15 protein-coding genes are annotated in these 20,146 nt (G+C 45.6%); 11 read left to right on the forward strand and 4 right to left on the reverse strand.

Annotated features, from left to right (window positions below; genetic code table 11):
• The first annotated feature begins 162 nt into the window (after positions 1-162).
• From NNC77_RS01920 to NNC77_RS01955, 8 genes are all read left to right on the forward strand, one after another.
• Positions 163-3,507: an alpha-amylase family glycosyl hydrolase gene (locus NNC77_RS01920; protein WP_153104414.1), complete on the forward strand. Its 3,345-nt coding sequence runs from the start codon at positions 163-165 to the stop codon at positions 3,505-3,507.
• A gap of 222 nt (positions 3,508-3,729) precedes the next feature.
• On the forward strand, positions 3,730-7,341 hold the full coding sequence (gene ileS, locus NNC77_RS01925) for an isoleucine--tRNA ligase (protein ID WP_254969754.1): 3,612 nt from the start codon (positions 3,730-3,732) through the stop codon (positions 7,339-7,341).
• Positions 7,342-7,452: 111 nt separating this feature from the next.
• Positions 7,453-7,836, forward strand: a complete 384-nt coding sequence (locus tag NNC77_RS01930) for a TraR/DksA family transcriptional regulator (RefSeq protein ID WP_022120972.1) — start codon at positions 7,453-7,455, stop codon at positions 7,834-7,836.
• A 3-nt stretch (positions 7,837-7,839) separates the two neighbouring features.
• Positions 7,840-8,556, forward strand: coding sequence for a lipoprotein signal peptidase (locus NNC77_RS01935; protein WP_022120971.1), 717 nt, complete (start codon positions 7,840-7,842; stop codon positions 8,554-8,556).
• Between the two features lie 2 nt (positions 8,557-8,558).
• A complete protein-coding gene (locus NNC77_RS01940) occupies positions 8,559-9,518 on the forward strand; it encodes a DUF4296 domain-containing protein (RefSeq protein ID WP_254969753.1) in 960 nt (319 codons plus the stop codon).
• Positions 9,519-9,534: 16 nt separating this feature from the next.
• Positions 9,535-9,759 (forward strand): hypothetical protein, encoded by a 225-nt coding sequence (locus tag NNC77_RS01945; RefSeq protein ID WP_117586629.1) that lies wholly within the window; start codon positions 9,535-9,537, stop codon positions 9,757-9,759.
• 17 nt (positions 9,760-9,776) lie between these two features.
• Positions 9,777-10,628 (forward strand): carboxylating nicotinate-nucleotide diphosphorylase, encoded by an 852-nt coding sequence (gene nadC, locus NNC77_RS01950; RefSeq protein ID WP_006846832.1) that lies wholly within the window; start codon positions 9,777-9,779, stop codon positions 10,626-10,628.
• 117 nt (positions 10,629-10,745) lie between these two features.
• A complete protein-coding gene (locus tag NNC77_RS01955) occupies positions 10,746-12,380 on the forward strand; it encodes a dipeptidase (protein WP_437183268.1) in 1,635 nt (544 codons plus the stop codon).
• Between the two features lie 131 nt (positions 12,381-12,511).
• Here the strand turns inward: NNC77_RS01955 and NNC77_RS01960 are convergent, their stop codons facing one another.
• From NNC77_RS01960 to NNC77_RS01975, 4 genes are all read right to left on the reverse strand, one after another.
• Positions 12,512-13,072, reverse strand: coding sequence for an NADH peroxidase (locus tag NNC77_RS01960; RefSeq protein ID WP_022120967.1), 561 nt, complete (start codon positions 13,070-13,072; stop codon positions 12,512-12,514).
• 45 nt (positions 13,073-13,117) lie between these two features.
• Complete coding sequence (locus tag NNC77_RS01965) at positions 13,118-13,567, reverse strand: Fur family transcriptional regulator (RefSeq protein WP_117693059.1); 450 nt, start codon at positions 13,565-13,567, stop codon at positions 13,118-13,120.
• 272 nt (positions 13,568-13,839) lie between these two features.
• Complete coding sequence (locus NNC77_RS01970; RefSeq protein WP_254969751.1) at positions 13,840-14,439, reverse strand: LolA-like putative outer membrane lipoprotein chaperone; 600 nt, start codon at positions 14,437-14,439, stop codon at positions 13,840-13,842.
• Between the two features lie 178 nt (positions 14,440-14,617).
• A complete protein-coding gene (locus NNC77_RS01975; RefSeq protein ID WP_254969750.1) occupies positions 14,618-17,245 on the reverse strand; it encodes an FtsK/SpoIIIE family DNA translocase in 2,628 nt (875 codons plus the stop codon).
• Positions 17,246-17,355: 110 nt separating this feature from the next.
• Between NNC77_RS01975 and NNC77_RS01980 the strand changes: the two genes are divergently transcribed.
• From NNC77_RS01980 to NNC77_RS01990, 3 genes are read left to right on the forward strand one after another with little or no spacing between them, the layout of a single operon-like run.
• A complete protein-coding gene (locus NNC77_RS01980; RefSeq protein ID WP_117586623.1) occupies positions 17,356-17,976 on the forward strand; it encodes a 3'-5' exonuclease in 621 nt (206 codons plus the stop codon).
• A gap of 54 nt (positions 17,977-18,030) precedes the next feature.
• Positions 18,031-19,212: a class I SAM-dependent rRNA methyltransferase gene (locus NNC77_RS01985; protein WP_022120962.1), complete on the forward strand. Its 1,182-nt coding sequence runs from the start codon at positions 18,031-18,033 to the stop codon at positions 19,210-19,212.
• Positions 19,213-19,233: 21 nt separating this feature from the next.
• The gene (locus tag NNC77_RS01990) at positions 19,234-20,145 is read left to right on the forward strand and encodes an ABC transporter substrate-binding protein (RefSeq protein WP_022120961.1); all 912 of its coding nucleotides are present in this window, start codon (positions 19,234-19,236) and stop codon (positions 20,143-20,145) included.
• The last annotated feature ends 1 nt before the right edge of the window (position 20,146 follow it).

A 20,146-nucleotide genomic window follows, 5' to 3' on the forward strand; every position in this document is an offset into this window, starting at 1 on the left:
ATTCGTTTTGTGAAATTCAGCCTCTTTTTCTTTGTTGTTGCGAAATCGATTGCACAGGAAAAACAATAGAAAAGTGATTTGTTTTATAGTATTTATAAAAAGAATTCGTAATTTTGCGGTGTAATTATTCAACTATTCAATTTTAAACTTAACAATTTCATTATGAAAAAACTTGCCGCAAAATTATGGGCGGTTCTTATGCTCATGTTGGTCTCTATGCAGACGATGGCTACGGATACGTTTACCAGCGATCGTACTGACTTCCGAGACGAAAGTATCTATTTCATGATTACCACTCGTTTCTACGATGGTGATCCTAAAAACAATGTGCTCTGCTGGGACAATCAGGCAGCACAGATTGAAACAAAAGACCCTTGCTGGCGAGGCGACTTCCAGGGCGTCATCGACAAGCTCGACTACATCAAGGCGCTTGGTTTCACAGCCATCTGGATCACTCCTGTCGTACAGAACGCATCCGGTTATGACTACCACGGCTATCATGCCATGGATTTCCAGCATGTAGACTGCCGCTATCAGAGCAGTGATGGTAAGAGCGGTGACGTGATGTTCCAGGAACTCATCGACAAGGCTCACGCCAAGGGTATCAAGATCATTCTTGACATAGTGCTCAACCACACCGGTAACTTCGGTGAGGAGAAGCTCTGCAAGCTGTTCGATCGTGATACACAACTTCGCAACCAAGCTTACATCGATGCTTGTATGACCCCTACAGAAACTTTGGGTAGTGACTACCTGACCATCCTTCCAAAAGATCAATACCATCGTCGTCTTACCATGATGAAGAATATGGACGGTCAGAACCGTGATATTCACAACTACTGGCACCATTACGGTCAGTTCGGTTGGGATGATCCATCCCGTTGGTGGGGTCAGATTGCTGGTGACTGTGTTGACCTCAATACAGAGAACGACGAGGTAGCTAAGTATCTCGTAGATTGCTATGGTCAGTTCATCAAGATGGGTGTGGATGGTTTCCGTATCGATACCTCCGGTCACATCTCACGACTCACTTTCAACCATCAGTTCGTTCCACAGTTTGCTGCCCTCGGTAAGCAGTACGAGAATAAGCGATTGAACAAGGCTCCTTTCTTTATGTATGGTGAGGTTTGTACCCGTGGTCACGAAGCAACCTATAGAGGTCAGGCCAATCTTTCTTGCTACTTCTATACATGGAAGTCTGATGAGTCTTTGATGAACCAGTGGGATGGAAGCCAAAGCTTCTGGGACAGTCAGGTATTGCCAGAGGGTTCTGGACCTATCGGTCCTCAGGCACTCTGCGGTAAGGAAACATTTGGTGACAAGAAGAGCGAAAATGCTAAGATGATCAATGGTGCATGGCATGAGCCAGACTATTCTGAGGCAAGTGGTTTTAATGTCATCGACTTCCCAATGCACTATAGCTACAATACAGCTAAAGATGCATTCCGTCTTTCAGCGGAAGACGAACTCTATAATGACGCTACATACAATGTAGTATATATTGACAGCCATGACTACAGTCCAGGCCCTAACGATCTCAACCGTTTCGGTGGTACAGATGCTCAGTGGGCTGAGAACCTCTCTCTCTTGTTTACCTTCCGTGGTATTCCATGTATCTACTATGGTTCTGAGGTTGGTTTCCGTCGTGGTGTAAGAATCGACCCAGGTCCTAACGGTCCTCTTTCTGAAACTGGTCGTGCTTACTTCGGTGGTTATATCACAGGTGATGTAACAGCAACAGACTTCGGTGAGTATAAGGCTACAGGTAACGTAGCTGCTTCTTTGAATCACGATGTAGCTCAGCACCTCATCCGTTTGAACAAGATTCGTCAGGCTGTTCCTGCTCTCCGTAAGGGTCAGTGGACAACAGATGGTTGTAAGGCAACAGGTAAGAATGGTATCGCTTTCAAGCGTGCTACTAAGGATTGCTATGCGCTCGTAGCCCTCAATGGTGGTGCTACCTTCACAGATTGCCCAGCTGGTACTTATACCGACGTGGTAACTGGTAAGACATATACAGGTTCTACTATTGAAGTAGAAGCTCCATCTACTCAGGGTCAGCTCCGTGTTCTCGTAAAGGACTGGAAGGATGGCAAGATCGGTGAGGATGGTGCTTTCATCTACGATACTACAGCTAAGTCTCTGGACGGTCAGGCTTATGATGGTAATGAAGAGGCTGGTACAATTTGGAACGAGCAGGGCCCTATTCAGCCAGCAAGCGTTTTATTCTCACAGGCAGGTGGATCATTCCGTACTGAGACTATTAACCTGACAGTTACTCTCTCTGAAGACGCTAAGTCTGGTTGGTATCAGATACAAGGTCAGGATAAGGTGAACTTGACTCCTGGTGTGAGTGAGAACCTTACCATAGGCGAAGGTATGAACTTTGGCGACACCAAGACTATTGAGTGGAGCGCAGAGGCCCAGGACGGTAAAGTAAAGAGCGGTAGCTTGACCTTCAAGAAGGTGGACCCTAATGCTACTATCATGGTTTACGTACAGGCAGAAAATGCTCCTTTTATCTATGCTTGGTCAAAAGGTTCTTCTGTTAAGAAATTGACAGGCGATTGGCCTGGTACAAAGATGACAGAGTCTGAAGAAATCAATGGCGAAAAGTACTGGACTTACGCTTTTGATGGCGTAGATAACTTCAATGTCATCTTGAATAATAATAGCGGTGCACAGTCTGGTGAAATCTCTGGTATCACAGGTGATATCTACCTGAAGTATGACGGCGGTGCAAATGCTCAGAAGATTGACGCTCCTGTCAATACTGCAGCCAAGGTTACTTTCAGCCCTAACGGTGGTGACTTCGAGAAGACTGTCACTGTAACAGCCACATTGAGCAACAATGCCAAGAGCGGTTGGTACAAGATCGGTAATGGTGAGCAGGTGGCTCTTACCCCTGGTAAGGCTGCTACATTCACACTCGGTGCTGACATGATGGAAGGCGAGAGCAAGACTGTAACTTGGAGTGCAACCAATGCAGATAACGAAACCAAGACTGGTTCTGCAACCTTCAACAAGATGAAAGAGGTAGTTATTCCTACTCCAACAGGTATCTTCGCTTACTTCCTCGCTCCTTCAGACTGGAGTCAGGTAGATTGCTGGGTTTGGAATGATACAGACAACTTTACCGGTGGTAACTGGCCAGGTGTAAGCTGTACCAAGACTAACATGAAGAAGAATGGTTTGGATGTTTGGATGTGGAAGTATGATGGCGATTTGACAACTGCTCCTACTATGATCATCTTCAACAACGGCAGTGGGCAGCAGACAAAGGACTTGAAATTCGAAAACGGTGCAGTTTATAACCGTGATGGTAAGACCAACGAGTCTATCTCAACAGGTATCAACCAGGTAGGTAGCAAGAAGGCTCCTGCTAAGTTGAAGATTTACTCTATCAACGGTCAGAAGGTTGCCGAAGTGAACAATGTTTCTGATGCAGAATACGTTCTGGCTCCAGGTATGTACATCTGCAATGGCAAGAAGTTTGTTATCAAGTAGCCAATGGTTAGCCGCCATTACTTTTAGAAACATTTAGTTTATCATATTTCATTTATTTTAGGTTTAAGTACTCCTAAATGACTTGAAAAGAGCAATTTTTCAGTCATTTAGGAGTCTTTTTTGTATATATAAGTAGAAAATATATTAAAGATTTTGGGTAAAACCTTTTTTTTTTGTAACTTTGCGCCCAAAAGTAAAAACATTATAAAAATATAAGATAATATGGCTAAGAAATTTGCCGAGCACAACGGTCTGAATTTGACTCAGACAAACAATGACGTACTAGCAGCGTGGGAGAAAAATGATATCTTCCACAAGTCTATCGACGAGCGTGAAGGCTGCCCTCAGTTTATCTTCTTCGAGGGACCTCCATCAGCTAATGGCCACCCGGGTATTCACCACGTGTTGGCACGTAGTATCAAGGATACATTCAACAGATACAAGACCATGAAGGGTTTCCAGGTTCACCGCAAGGCGGGATGGGATACCCACGGACTCCCTGTTGAACTCGGTGTCGAGAAGGAACTCGGCATCACCAAGAAGGATATCGACAACAAGGCTTCAGAGAAGTATATCTCTACTGAGGATTACAACCACAAGTGTCGCGAGAACGTGATGAAGTTCACCGCTGAGTGGCGCGAGTTGACCGAGAAGATGGGTTACTTCGTAGATCTCGATCATCCTTATATCACTTACGATAACAAGTACATCGAGACTCTCTGGTGGCTCCTCAAGCAGCTCTACAACAAGGGGTTGCTCTACAAGGGTTACACCATCCAGCCATACTCTCCAGGTGCAGGTACAGGCTTGAGCTCTCACGAGTTGAACCAGCCTGGCTGCTATCGCGATGTTAAGGACCTCACCACCACAGCCCAGTTCCTCATCAAGGATCCTAAGACTGAGTGGACCAAGTGGGGCAAGCCATACTTCATCGCATGGACCACTACACCTTGGACTCTACCATCAAACGTGGCTCTCTGTGTGGGTCCTAAGATTGACTATGTAGCCATCGAGACCTACAACCTCTACAATGGCGAGCCTATGACACTCGTGATGGCTGAGGCTTTGGTAGGTTCATATCTGAAGGCAGACCAGGAGTGCAAGGAGGGCGATCTCCTTCCATTCGACAAGGAGAAGAAGCAGTGCCCATGGCGCATTATCGACCACATGAAGGGTACCGACCTCGAAGGCATGCACTACGAGCAGCTCCTGCCATGGGTAAAGCCATGCGAGAAGGTTGATCTCTTCGCACCGGCTTTCGTAACAGAATATGCTGCTGCTCATCCTGAGAAGGTATTCGCTTCTGAGGATGGTCGCGATCAGTTCGTCGAGATGGATAGCGAGGCTTTCCGCGTAATCCTCGGTGACTACGTTACTACCGATGATGGTACAGGTATCGTTCACATCGCACCTACATTCGGTGCCGATGATGCCAAGGTGGCTAAGGATGCCAACATCCCAGCTCTCTACCTTATTAATAAGAAGGGCGAGACCCGCCCAATGGTTGACCTCCAGGGTAAGTTCTATCTCATCGAAGACCTCGATGCCAACTTCGTGAACGCTTGTGTCAACAAGGAGGCATACGCTCATCACGCAGGCGACTACGTGAAGAATGCCTACGACCCACAGTTTAATGTGGATGGTGTCTGGGACAAGAAGGCTTCTGAGAAGGCTGAAGACCTGAACATCGTACTCTGCTACGAGTTGAAGCAGGAGGGCAAGGCTTTCAAGAGCGAGAAGCACGTGCACAACTATCCTCACTGCTGGCGTACCGACAAGCCTATCCTCTATTATCCATTGGATAGCTGGTTTATCAAGGATACAGCCCGCAAGGAGCGCATGGTAGAACTCAACAAGACCATCAACTGGCAGCCTGAGAGCACCGGTACAGGCCGTTTCGGCAACTGGCTCGAGAACCTGAACGACTGGAACCTTTCACGTTCCCGCTTTTGGGGTACTCCATTGCCAATCTGGCGTGATGAGAACCGTGGCGAGAAGTGCATCGGCAGTCTTGAGGAACTCTATGCTGAAATCGAGAAGTCTGTGGCTGCCGGTATCATGCAGAGCAACCCATTGAAGGAGAATGGTTTCGTTCCTGGCGACTACAGCCAGGAGAACTATGATAAGATTGACCTCCACCGTCCATACGTTGACAAGATTGTATTGGTTAACGAGGAGGGCAAGCCAATGTATCGTGAGAGCGACCTCATCGACGTTTGGTTCGATTCAGGTTCAATGCCTTACGCCCAGCTCCACTACCCATTCGAGGGTGAGATGGCCCGTGGCACAGAGGCAGACCGCGATGCACTCATCCACAGCACCTACGAGGGATATGCTATTCCTCCAAAGTTCTATCCAGCCGACTTCATCAACGAGGGCGTGGATCAGACCCGTGGATGGTTCTTCACCCTGCACGCCATCGCTACCATGGTATTCGACAGCGTAGCCTTCAAGAACGTAATCTCTTCTGGTCTCGTTCTCGATGCCAAGGGTAACAAGATGAGTAAGCATGTGGGTAACGTGACTAACCCATTCGAGATGATTGACAAGTATGGTGCCGATCCTGTTCGTTTCTATATGATGACCAACAGCGAGCCTTGGGACAACCTCAAGTTCGACCCTAATGGTGTGGACGAGACCCGTCGTAAGTTCTTCGGTACCTTATATAATACCTACAGTTTCTTCGCCCTCTATGCTAATGTAGATGGTTTCGATGCTGAGGCTGCTCAGGTGCCATTCGAGAAGCGCCCAGAGATTGACCGCTGGATTCTCTCTTCACTCAATACCCTCATCAAGGGCGTTGACAGAGAGTTGGCTGGCTATGATCCAACCCGCGCAGGCCGTCTCATCGATGCATTCGTAAACGATGACCTCTCTAACTGGTACGTTCGTCTGAACCGTAAACGTTTCTGGGGTAAGGAGATGAGCGAGGATAAGTTGAGCGCTTACCAGACTCTCTATACCTGCCTGATGACAGTGGCTAAGCTGCTGGCACCATTCGCTCCATTCTATGCAGACGAGTTGTATCACGACTTGGGCGGCGAGTTGGAGAGCGTACATCTCGATAAGTTCCCTGTAGCAGATGAAGCTGCTATCGATGCCGACTTGGAGGAGCGTATGGCCATCGCCCAGAAGATTACTTCTATGGTATTGGCATTGCGCCGCAAGGTGAACATCAAGGTGCGTCAGCCACTCCAGCAGATCATGATTCCTGCCGTAGATGATGTACAGAAGGCACACATCGAGGCAGTAGCAGGACTGTTGAAGAACGAGGTGAACGTGAAGGAGGTTAACTTCATTGAGGGTCAGGGCATTCTCGTAAAGAAGGTGAAGTGTAACTTTAGAGTGATGGGTAAGAAGTTCGGCAAGCTGATGAAGGGTGTTGCTGCCCAGATGTCAGCGCTCGATCAGGACCAGATTGCAGCCTTTGAGAAGGCAGGCAACATCACATTGAATATCGACGGACAGGAAGCCGTGGTAGAGGTAGCCGACGTGGAGATTATCTCTGAGGATATTCCAGGATGGCTCGTATCTAACGAGGGCAATCTGACCGTAGCGCTTGAAGTAGAGTTGACCCCAGAATTGAAGAAGGAGGGTATGGCTCGTGAGTTGATCAACCGTATCCAGAACCTCCGCAAGGAGACAGGTCTGGAGATTACCGACCGCATCAACGTAACTGTGGCTCCTAATGAGGAGACTGACGCAGCCATCGAGGCATTCGCCGACTACATCAAGGGTCAGGTATTGGCAGACAGTATCGAAATCGGCGACAACGCAGGTGTTGAGACCGAGTTTGATGACTTTAAGTTGAACATTCTCGTAGAGAAGAATTAAATAGTTAGGAGTTAGGAGTTAGAAGTTAGGAGCATTTCCAAACTGCTTGCTTCTAACTTTCTAGCCCTTATTTCCTAAAAACATTAACAAATAACATAATAGATAACATCTATGGCTAACGAAAAACTACGTTATAGCGATCAGGAGCTCGAGGAGTTCCGCGCTATCATTGATGAGAAATTGAAGGTGGCAAAGCAGACTTATCATGATTGTATGGCTCAGCTGAACCACTCAGACAGTAATGATGTGGTAGATACATCACCAACCTACAAGGCTCTTGAAGAGGGTAGTGAAGCACAAAGCAAGGAAGAAATCATCCAGATGGCCCAGCGTCAGCAGAAGTTCATCAAGGGATTGGAAGCAGCTTTGGTTCGTATCCAGAACAAGACCTATGGTATTGACCGCGAAACAGGTGAGTTGATTCCTAAGGAGCGTTTGCGTGCTGTACCTCATGCCACTTTGAGTGTAGCTTCTAAGGAGGCTAGAAAGAAGTAATAAATGGAGAAAACAAGTAAAATTAAATACGGATGGCTCGTCACGGCAATGGTGGTTGTGCTTCTTGTTATCGATCAGATTATCAAGGTGTACATCAAGACCCATTTTTGCCTTGGCGAGTCTGTTCGTGTTACTGATTGGTTTTATATCGAATTTGTTGAGAACAACGGAATGGCTTGGGGTATGTCGTTTATCGGCAAGTTCTGGCTAAGTCTGTTGCGCCTGGTAGCCATCTGTGCGTTGAGCATTTATCTGCATCGCATCATTAAGCGTGGTACCTATCGCTTGTTATACATCATTTTGGTGGCGCTGGTTCTGACGGGTGCAATCGGCAATATGATTGATTCCATCTTCTACGGACTTATCTTCACCGGTGCTTCACCTTATTATGTATCTTATCTTGTGCCTTTCGGCGAGGGGTATGCACCCGTGCTCATGGGCAAGGTGGTTGATATGTTCCGCTTTCCGTTCTTCACCTATACATGGCCTGAATGGTTCCCTTTCTGGGGTGGACAGCATGGTACATTCTTCGATCCTGTATTCAATTTTGCAGATTCCTGTGTATCAGTCGGCATCATTTCTCTCTTGCTTTTCTGTAGAAAAGAACTGGAAGCTCTCGGAGGTGGTGATAAGGAGAAGAAGGTTAAAGATTCTTCTTTTATTGAAACTGCTGAAGAAAAGATAAAGTCTCAATCTCAAGAAAATAAGGAGGACAAGTAATCATGAAGAAAGCTTTTCTTTATCTCTGTTGGATAGTAACCTTTTGTGCAGCCTTCGCTTCTTGCAAGCCTTCGCTGCCAAGAGATGTGCTCTCTAAAGGAAAGATGACGGATATTCTCTTCGATTATCACATCGCTCTTGCTATGGCGCAGAGCGAAGACGGTGGTAGTGAGAAGAATAGTCTGGCTTATCGCGAGGCTGTACTGAAGAAACATGATGTCACCTCGGCAGACTTCGACAGTTCGATGGTTTATTATATGCGCCATACTGAATTGCTGCATGATGTGTATAAGGATTTGGCTGAAAGATTGGATAAAGAGGCTGTTGCATTGGGTGGAAACAGTGCAGGAAATAGTGATTTTGACAATCTTACTGCTGTTGGCGATACTGCCAATATCTGGAAGGATGCTACTTCGATGGTATTCTCGCCTGATGAGGGCTTCAACAGTCGCAGTTTTAAAATTGAAGCTGATACTGCTTTCCATAAGGGTGACCGGTTCCGTCTTGATTTCGAATCGCAGTTTATCTTCCAGGATGGTATGCGTGATGGTATCGCTTTGCTGGCTGTTCAGTTCAAGAACGATAGTGTGGCACAGACTGTAGTTCATATTCAGAGTGCTCAGCACTATAGTGTAGAACTCGCTGATAATGATAGCCTTGGAGTCAAATGTATAAAGGGGTACTTTATGTTGAGTGAGGGTGGCTTCAGTTCTGATGCCGGTTCTTTGACGACTCTTAAACTGATGTTTGTCAATAAGATTCGTCTCATCCGTATGCATCCTAAAAAGGTGGCACCGGTTTCTTCTTCTGCAGCATCTTCTGATTCGGCAAAAGTAGATACTGCTCGTAAGACCCGTATACCAGGTCCGAGTGTTCCAGCGCGTCCGGATAGAGCTTTGGCGCCTCCGACCAGTGCACCGATTCCTATGTCTGATAAACCTATTCAGATGAGGAGTAATTAGTCTGGATGTTTAAGATATGGCTGAAATGAGAAGATGCGGAGCCCATCAGGTGATATTGCCGGATGGCTCGATATTGCAGCAGGCTGTGGTAGAAATACAAGAGGGCAGGGTGGTGAACTACTTCGAGTTTCGCGAGGAGTTGCCGATGACCGAATGGTTAGGCGGCGAAATCCGGGTGGAACGCGATGAGGAAGGCATCCTCCGTGCCCTGTGGAACGGAAAAGTAATCAATAAACATTAAACATAAACATTAATAATATGTTAAGCGTAGATCAATTAGAAGACAAGTTGATAGACTTGGCATTTGCTGAGGATATCGGTGATGGCGACCACACAACTTTGTGTTGTATCCCAGAAGACGCCATGGGTAAGAGCCACTTGCTTATCAAGGAAGATGGCGTGTTGGCAGGTGTTGAAATGGCAAAGAAGGTATTTGCACGTTTCGATCCTACCATGAAGGTAGAAGTGTTGCTTCAGGATGGAACCCATGTAAAGAAGGGTGACATTGCAATGATTGTAGAGGGTAAGACCCGTTCTTTGCTCCAGACAGAGCGTTTGATGCTCAATATCATGCAGCGTATGAGTGGCATTGCTACCATGACTGCTAAGTATGTAAAGCGTCTTGAGGGTACAAAGACTCATATCCTTGATACCCGTAAGACAACTCCAGGTCTTCGCATGTTGGAGAAGCAGGCTGTGAAGATCGGAGGTGGTATGAACCATCGTATCGGTCTTTTCGATATGATTCTCCTCAAGGACAACCACATCGATTTCGCCGGTGGCATCGACAATGCTATTGACCGTTGCCATGCTTATCTGAAGGAGAAGGGCCTCGACCTGAAGATTGAAATCGAGGTTCGCAGTTTCGATGAACTTGACCAGGTATTGAAGCATGGTGGTGTAAATCGTATCATGCTCGATAACTTCTCTGTGCCTGATACCAAGAAGGCTGTAGACATCATCGCAGGTAAGTATGAGACTGAGTCTTCTGGCGGTATTACTTACGATACCATCCGCGATTATGCAGAGCAGGGAGTTGATTTCATTTCAGTTGGTGCCTTGACACATAGTGTGAAGGGCTTGGATATGAGTTTCAAGGCTTGCGAATAAGTGAAGAATGAAGAGGGAAGAGTGAAGAATTCAAATGCTCTTCTCTTTTTGTATATATAAACTTTGTATATATAAATTAAGGTATATTTTATGAATAAGATTTTCGCTTCAGCCATAATGGCTGTGGCTATGATGGGCAGTGTCTCTGAGGCTGAGGCATGTACCAACTTTATAGTAGGAAAAAAAGCATCGGTTGATGGATCTGTGATGTGTTCATATAGTGCCGATGATTATGGTATGTTCCAAAATCTCTGTCATTTTCCTGCCGGTAAGCATGCTAAGGGCGAGATGCGTAAGATTTACGATTGGGATACCAATAAATATCATGGTGAGATTCCGGAGGCTGCCGAGACTTATAATGTGATTGGCAATATCAATGAATGGCAGGTCACCATCGGTGAAACTACTTATGGTGGACGTGAGGAAATGGCTGATTCTACCGGTATCATGGACTATGGTTCACTCATCTATGTAGCTCTCCAGCGCAGTAAATCGGCACGTGAGGCTATCAAAGTGATGACCACCCTCGCTAATACTTACGGCTATAATTCAGAAGGCGAGACCTTTACCATCTGTGATCCGAACGAAGCTTGGATTATGGAGATGATGGGCAAGGGACCAGGCTCTAAGGGCGTGGTTTGGGTAGCTCTCCGTATTCCTGACAATGCAGTTTGTGCACATGCTAACCAGAGTCGCATCGGCAAGTTCAATATGAAGGACAAGAAAAACGTGATGTATGCCAAGGATGTCGTTTCTTTTGCTCGCAGTAAGGGATGGTATCAGGGCAAGGATGCTGATTTCTCATGGAAAATGGCATATGCTAAGCCTGATTTCTCAGGACGTCGTTTCTGCGATGCTCGTGCTTGGGCTCTCTTGAATCATTTCTATGATATGAGTCCTTATCTTGATTGGGCTTTGGGCAAGGATCCTAATGCGAAAGATATGCCTCTCTGGGTGGTTCCAAACAAGAAGGTGAGTGTTGCTGATGTTGAGGCTTGCATGCGTGACCATTATGAGGGTACATCTCTTTCTGTTGCTGATGGCACTGATATCGGAGGTGGTATCTGGCAGATGCCTTACAGGCCAACTCCATTGATGTTTAAGGTGGATGGAAAGCAGTGCTTCAACGAACGTCCTGTCAGCACCCAGCAGAGTGGCTTTGTTTTTGTTAGCCAGATGCGTTCATGGATGCCTAGAGAGATTGGCGGTGTTCTTTGGTTTGGTAATGACGATGCCAATATGGTAGCGTTCACACCAATCTACTGTTCTTCTACAGTTCGTCCTGAGTGTTATAACACACCGGGGGCAGATGCTGTAAACTTCAGTTTCAAGAATGCTTACTGGGTGTGCAATATGACCAGCAATATGGTTTATCCTCGTTACAGCCAGATGTTCCCAACTTTGAAGGAGGTGCGTGACAGTCTGGATAACAGCTATTTTGCTGCACAGCCAGGTGTTGAGGCTAAGGCTCAGGAACTGTATGCACAGAATCCACAGGCTGCAGTCAAGTATCTCAATGATTATGGTATTGAGAAGGCACAGCAGATGTTGGCGCGTTGGCAACAGCTCTTCCAGTTTATGGTAGTGAAGTATAATGATATGATTATCAAGCCAACCAAAAAAGATGGCAGTTTCGAGAAGACTCCTTATGGATTAGGTGCAACTCCAGTTCGTCCTGGCTATCCTGAGAAATATGCCAAGGAACTTATGAAGCAAACAGGAGACAAGTTCCTGGTTCCTGAAACAAAGTAACAATATTTATCATCACATAAAGAAAGCCGATTCAAGTATATTACTATACAAGAATCGGCTTTCCTGTTTTCTTGACTTACAATACTAAATAATCGTATTATAATTTTTAAAGTTACGTCTTTTAAAATCTATTACTTGAAGTATCTCTTGTAGAGACCTGCAAAACCTGCACAGTGGCGGGCTTCATCCTTAGCCATCTCATGAACGGTATCGTGGATAGCATCTGAACCCTGTTCCTTAGCAAGCTTGGCAATGCGGAACTTATCCTCACAAGCACCCTTCTCTGCAGCAATACGAGCCTCGAGATTGCTCTTGGTATCACCCAAAACCTCACCGAGAAGTTCTGCAAAACGAGAAGCGTGATCAGCCTCCTCATAGGCATAACGTTTGTAAGCCTCTGCAATTTCAGGATAGCCTTCACGATCTGCCTGGCGTGCCATAGCAAGATACATACCTACCTCGCCGCACTCACCATTGAAATGGTCCTTCAAACCCTTGATAACGTCTTCATTAACGCCATCCTTATATGCCTGACCGAGAACGTGAACGGTAGCAAATGTCATATCGTCATCTACTGCATCTTCCATCTCTTTGAACTTGCTGGCTGGAGCCTTGCAGATAGGGCACTTCTCTGGTGCTTCTGTACCTTCGTAAATGTAACCGCAAACGGTGCAAATAAACTTTTTCTTCATAATGTTTTTGTTTTAAATGTTGTTGTATAATTATTGTTTTTTGAATTAGTGAACAGTCTCTGTGAGAGGTGACTTTACGCCTTTTTTAGCGCATTCTGCACAGATTCCTCTGTAGTAGAGCTGTTCTTCCAATACGATGTTTCCTTCAATTTCCTTTCCTGGTTCCACTTTTGGAGCTGGTTCGCCGAAAAAGTCAATTACCTTGCCACAATTTCTGCAATAGAAATGAACGTGGCTTTTAATATTTCCATCATAACATACGCGATGTTCATCGATTGTGATCATCTGAGCCGCATTGTGCTCACTCAACATTCTGAGTGTGTTGTAAACGGTTGTCTTGCTCAATGTTGGGATACTCTCGGCTAATCCTTTGTACACATCCTCGATAGTTGGATGAGTGGGATGCTTGATGAGCCAATCCATAATGGCAATACGCTGGAGTGATGGTCGGATACCTTTCTCCACGAGTCTTTGATAGGCTTCTGTCTGTTTCATAATTACTTGTTTTTATATTTTGTTGATGCAAAGATAAGCAATTCTTTTGTATCTGCCAAATATTTTTGCAAATATTCCAAAGTATTTTTGAATATTTTACAATTGCATAGTAGTTTTAAGATTTGTTGTGCAAAAAGGGAGAGTCTATGATTCGCTTTTGGAAATTATTGATACTAAAACCCTTTTGGAATAAGTAATTCCCCGTCACGCTACCGGAGTGTTGTGGCGGGGAATCTTATTTGAAAATAAACTTTATACGATATTTCAGGCGATTATCTCAGGTCGATGACTTCAGCTCCAGGACATTCCTTGCTGTTGAAATTGAATGTGCTGTTAGAAACGCTCTTGGCTTTGAAGTTACTTACCGTGATGGTACTCCAGGTATTGCCCTGTCGCATCTTGACAACTGATGGAATATGTGTCTTTTTGTTGATGGTGATATACATTTCGGCTACAGAACGTTTCTGGTTATTGGCAACGAGATGTACTACATAGTTACTGCCTGCAGTCTTGAGCGTTGACTTATAACCAGTCTTATATATATTAATAAAGGTATAAGGGTTCATGGACATCTGCTGAGCCTGTGTAGGGTTGCTGACATTCACCTCGTTGGTTTTCTTTAGATAAGTCCACTGGGTCTTGCCGTTGAACCAGACGATGGCTTGCGGGGTACGGGCGTTAAACTTGTTGCCTTTGATGGCAATACTGCCGCTTGCTGATCCATACTTAGAACTGCTCATCTTGAAGTTGGCGCTAGCTCCACCTTTGTTGCCAATAACGGCAGCGGTCTTGTCAAGTACCTGTTGCGCAGTCTGCGCCATGGCTCCGATGCTCATCATTGCAACGAAAGCCAATGCTAAAATCTTTTTCATTTTTATCTTTTCCTTTCTTTTAAAATTCTATGTTATATTATATCTTCTAAAATTTCATACTCTATCATAAAGCCGTAAAAACGTCTTTTCTCTCATAGACGTTTTCACGGCTTCAGGGTTTAATAATTTAACCTTTTCCAATATTATCTTCTTTCATACCTTTAGTTCTTTACTAAAATTAAGAGTTTCGAAGTGCCATTAACAGATTATTAAGCTGGTTTTCATCCTGTATCAGTACCTCACGAGGCTTGCTGCCCTGTGCTGCACCTACGATGCCTGCAGCTTCCATCTGGTCCATCAGTCGTCCTGCACGGTTATAGCCTATACTGAACCGGCGCTGTATCATGCTGGTAGAACCCTGCTGCGAAAGAACAATCGCATGGGCTGCCTCTTCGAAGAACGGATCCAGTTCGCGGGCACTGATGCTGCCGCTTCCACCTGCGCTTCCTTCATCATTAGCAGGTTCTGGCAACTCCATAGGTTCGATAGGGCCAGGCTGTTCGCAGATATACTCGTTGATGCGCTCGATTTCAGGTGTATCAACAAAGGCGCACTGTACACGTACAGGTTCGTTGCCGCAGAGATAGAGCATATCACCACGACCAATCAGCTGGTTGGCTCCTGTACGGTCAAGGATGGTCTTTGAGTCGATGGCAGATGTAACCTTAAAGGCGATACGGCCAGGGAAGTTAGCCTTGATATTACCCGTGATGATGCTGGTTGTAGGACGCTGGGTGGCAATAATCATGTGGATACCCACGGCACGTGCCAGCTGGGCGATACGGGCAATAGGAAGTTCTACTTCCTTGCCGGCTGTCATGATCAGATCACCGAACTCATCTATAATCACTACGATGTATGGCATATACTCATGTCCATCTGTCAACTTCAACTTGTGGTTGATATACTTCTGGTTGTATTCTTTGATGTTACGTGCTCCTGCCTTTTTGAGCAAGTCGTAACGGCTATCCATCAGTACACACAGACTGTTCAGGGTTCTAACCACCTTGGTTACATCGGTTATGATAGGTTCTTCCTCATCAGGAACCGCAGCCATAAACTTATTGGCAATACGGGAGTAGACGCTAAACTCCACCTTCTTAGGGTCGATGAGAACCAGTTTGAGTTCGTTTGGATGTTTCTTGTATAATAAAGAGGTGATGATGGCATTCAAACCTACAGATTTACCCTGTCCGGTAGCACCCGCAACAAGCAGGTGAGGAATCTTTGCCAAATCAACCATAAACACTTCGTTGGTAATGGTCTTACCCAAAGCGATAGGTAACTCCATCTTGGTTTCTTGGAATTTCTTTGAGTTTAAAGTACTTTCCATACTAACGATGTTCGCCTTTGCGTTAGGTACCTCAATACCGATGGTTCCCTTACCTGGGATAGGAGCGATGATACGGATGCCGAGAGCTGCCAGACTCAAGGCGATGTCATCTTCCAGATTCTTGATCTTAGAGATACGTACGCCTTCTGCAGGCTGGATTTCGTAGAGTGTGATGGTAGGACCAACCGTAGCACGGATGGTTTTGATCTGTACGCCAAAGTTGCCCAGCACCTCGATGATGCGGTTTTTGTTGGCGCGCTGCTCTTCCTCATCGATGGATACGCCGTCATCCTCATACTTCTTCAGAAGGTTGAGTACCGGATATTTATATCTGGTGAACGGCTCCTTCGGATTGATCGGAGTATTCAGTACTTCTGCATTGCTCAAGGTGTTGCCTGTAGCCTTCTCGTCGGCTGTGGCTACAGAGATGTCCATACCTATATGCTCAGAAGCTGCAGCAGCCTCGGCAGCTTGCTTTTCCAATGCTTCCTGTTCAGCCCGTTTTGTACGGAGTTCGCGCTGACGTGCAATGAGTGACATATTCTCGTTCTGCGTGCTGTTGGCTATAGCGATGGTTTCATCTTTATCTGTATCACCTTCTGTTCCTGTAGCTTCCTGTCCGTCTGCTTCTGGCTCAACAGACGTAGAAGGTGTGTCTGGGGTTGCGAAAGTCTGGTCCGGATCCAGATTCAGGTCGATGACTTTGGCAGGTTCTTCTTCCTTATATTCTTCTTTCTCATCCTCTGTGCCAGGACCATATGCTGCGCTGGCGTATACCTCGTCGATAGCTTCCGTATCTTTCCTGTTCTTTCCATGGTTAGTAATCTCAAATTTCACCTTATTTGATATATAACCGATAGGGTTGAGTGCTTTTCTGATTACCGTAATGGTTTCAGTGGTGAGATAGGTGAGGAATGCTACCGCCACGAAGAAAAGAATGGCAGTAAGTCCTGGAGGACCCATGATGTTCTCCAGATTCTGCACGACAAAGAGTCCGTGCTTTCCGCCCGGATTGAATGTGAGGCTTGGCATGATAGGTGCGATGAACTTGGCAAAGGTTACCGACATCCATAGCATGACCACAATCATGCAGAAGAACCATTTCCACAGGTTCAGCTTGTAGGCATGCATCATCTGCAATCCCACCATAATGACAAAGAATGGGAGCATGAAGGCTGGAAATCCGAAATTGATGGCAATGAGCCAATAGGATACAATGGCTCCCCAGGATCCGCAGTAGTTCTGAAACTGTTTTTCCGTGTTGGTCCATTCGCCCGGCTTCAGATTTTCGAGCAAACTCTGGTCATTGGCTCCTGTGTTGAGAAAGGAGATCATAGCGATGATGATAACCACAGCAATGACTACCAAGGCTAATCCTATGAAAAAGTCGGTGATAGTATTGTTGAAAATATACTGTAAACCAATAGCTTCGCTAAAGGTTTTGGTCTTTTTTTCAGTTCTTTTTTTAGCCATTTTATATATTTTTGAATAATTTATCTGCAAAATTAGCGAAAATAATTGAGAAAACAATTCTTTTTCTCATCTTTTTTTTCTAATTTTGCAACTTGTAAAGAATAAAAAGCATAATGAAGATTATTTTCACTAGTTTCGACAAGGCGGCAATCACGAATTTGCCAAGAGCTTTGTTTCCTGGCAAAATCGTAGTCGTTGACAAGCCTGAAGATACAGAAGCGGCTGTTAATGACCTACTTAGCCATTATATACTGGGTGTGGATACAGAAACGCGCCCATCATTCAAGCGTGGTCAGGCTTACCATGTTTCGTTGTTGCAGGTGAGTACACATGATACTTGTTATCTTTTCCGCCTGCATCATACGGGCATGACTCCTGCCATCATTCGCTTGCTCGAAGATACCACCGTGCCAAAAGTAGGACTTTCCTGGCACGATGACTTGCTGCAGCTTCATAAGCGAGCTGCTTTTAAGGCTGGCTACTTTATCGAGTTGCAGGATGTTGCTAAGAACTTTGGTATCGCAGACATGAGTCTGCAGAAATTGTATGCTAACCTGTTTCACCAGAAAATCAGCAAGGCGCAACGGTTGAGCAATTGGGAGGCTAGCGATTTGAAGGAATCGCAGGCTCTCTATGCAGCTACAGATGCCTGGTGCTGCATTAATCTGTATGAGGAATTCAAGCGTTTGTCTGCTACAGGCGATTACGAGCTCGATGAACTCAGGGTATGATATAAGGTGGTAAGGAATAGAAATTGATAATCGTAAGAAACTTCATATATAAATATGTATAAAAGCGTATATTTAAAGAAAGGTAAGGAAGAATCGCTCAAGCGTTTTCATCCATGGATCTTCTCGGGTGCTATCCAGGCAATGGATGAGGGCATAGAGGAGGGCGACATTGTGAGAGTGTTTACCCGTAGTGGTGAATTCATTGCTATAGGTCATTATCAGATCGGTTCTATCGCTGTACGTGTTCTTTCTTTTAGAGATATTGAGATTGATGAGGAGTACTGGTGTGCCAGATTGGATTCGGCATATAAGATGAGACTCGCTTTGGGTATTGCCGGTAATTCATCCAATACTACTTATCGCTTGGTTCATGGTGAGGGTGATAACTTGCCGGGACTTGTTATCGACTGCTATGGTCCTACTGCTGTCATGCAGGCTCACAGTGTGGGTATGCATGTTTGCCGCATGGAGATAGCCAAAGCCTTGAAGAAGGTGATGGGCGAAGCACTGGAGAATATCTACTATAAGAGTGAGACAACCTTACCGTATAAGGCTGACCTCAGACAGGAAAATGGCTTTATACTCGGAGGTGATGCTGACGATGTTGCTGTAGAGAATGGACTGAAGTTCCATATCGACTGGTTGCGTGGTCAGAAAACGGGTTTCTTCGTAGATCAGCGTGAGAACCGTTCGCTGCTCGAGCATTATGCCAAGGGTAAGAGCGTGCTCAACATGTTCTGCTATACCGGCGGTTTTTCTGTTTATGCGATGAGAGGCGAGGCTAAGGCTGTTCACTCCGTAGACAGCAGTGCCAAGGCGATAGAATTGACCAATGAGAATATTGCGCTCAATTTCCCTGGAGATGCACGCCATGAGGCTATCTGCGAAGATGCCTTCAAGTATCTTGATGAACATGACCAGCAGTATGATCTGATTGTTCTTGATCCTCCTGCTTTTGCCAAGCACCGTGCGGCTTTGCGCAATGCGTTGAAGGGCTATACCCGCCTGAACGTAAAGGGCTTGCAGCGTATTAAGAAGGGCGGCATCCTTTTTACCTTCAGTTGCTCTCAGGTGGTTACGAAGGATCAGTTCCGCAATGCTGTGTTTACTGCTGCAGCGCAGGCTGGAAGAAAGGTTCGCATCTTGCACCAGTTGCACCAGCCTGCCGACCATCCTATCAATATTTATCATCCGGAAGGTGAATATTTGAAGGGATTGGTTCTCTATGTAGAATAACAAATGATTAAAGGATAGATAATGAATAAGTTCAAAACGTTTACAGCCTTGATGCTCTTGCTGGCTATAGGATTTGCAGGATGTGGCAAGTCGGAAGCAGAACGTCATCGCTTGAGCAAGAAGGAAAAGGCTAGATTGGATAGCCTAGACCGTGCTGCGCTGAAGATAGCGGTGATGCCAACAATGGACTGCCTGCCAATCTTTCTGGCATGTGATGACAGTATCTTCCAGCAGCAAGGTGTAGACGTACATTTGCGTAGATATACTGCACAAATGGATTGTGATACTGCTATCGAGCGCAAGCGCGTAGAGGGAGCCGTGACCGATCTGATTCGTGCTCATCATATAGAGAAACGGGGTACTGCTTTGACGTACCCTATTTCTACCAATCTTTATTGGCAGTTTATCACCAATAAGCGTTCGCGTATATCCGAACTGAAACAACTGTCAGATAAGATGGTGGCAATGACCCGCTACTCTGCAACTGATTATCTGGCTACTTTAGCAATCGATAGCGGTAAGCCTAAATATGATGCTTATAAGGTTCAAATCAACGATTTGAACATCCGTCTGCGTATGTTGCTTAACAACGAGATGGATGCCATGTTGCTGCCAGAACCTCAAGCTACCAAAGCCCGACTTGAACAGCATGTAAAACTCTTTGACAGCAGAGATAAGAACTTGCAGTTAGGTGTTGTGGCTTTCCGCAAGAAAATACTTTCAGAGCCGCGCCGTAAAGACCAAGTTGCCAAGTTTATCAAGGCGTATAATATTGCTGTTGATAGCATAAACAGTCGTGGGGTACAGCATTATGCAAGAATCATCACAAAATATACGGGTGCCGATGCTAAAACCATCAGTAATCTTCCAAAACTTAAATATGAACATGCTATGGAACCAAGACGTCGTGACCTGGCTGTAGCACAAAAATAAG

Origin of the sequence: Segatella copri, from assembly GCF_024330485.1 — a bacterium.
Lineage (GTDB): Bacteria > Bacteroidota > Bacteroidia > Bacteroidales > Bacteroidaceae > Prevotella > Prevotella copri_L.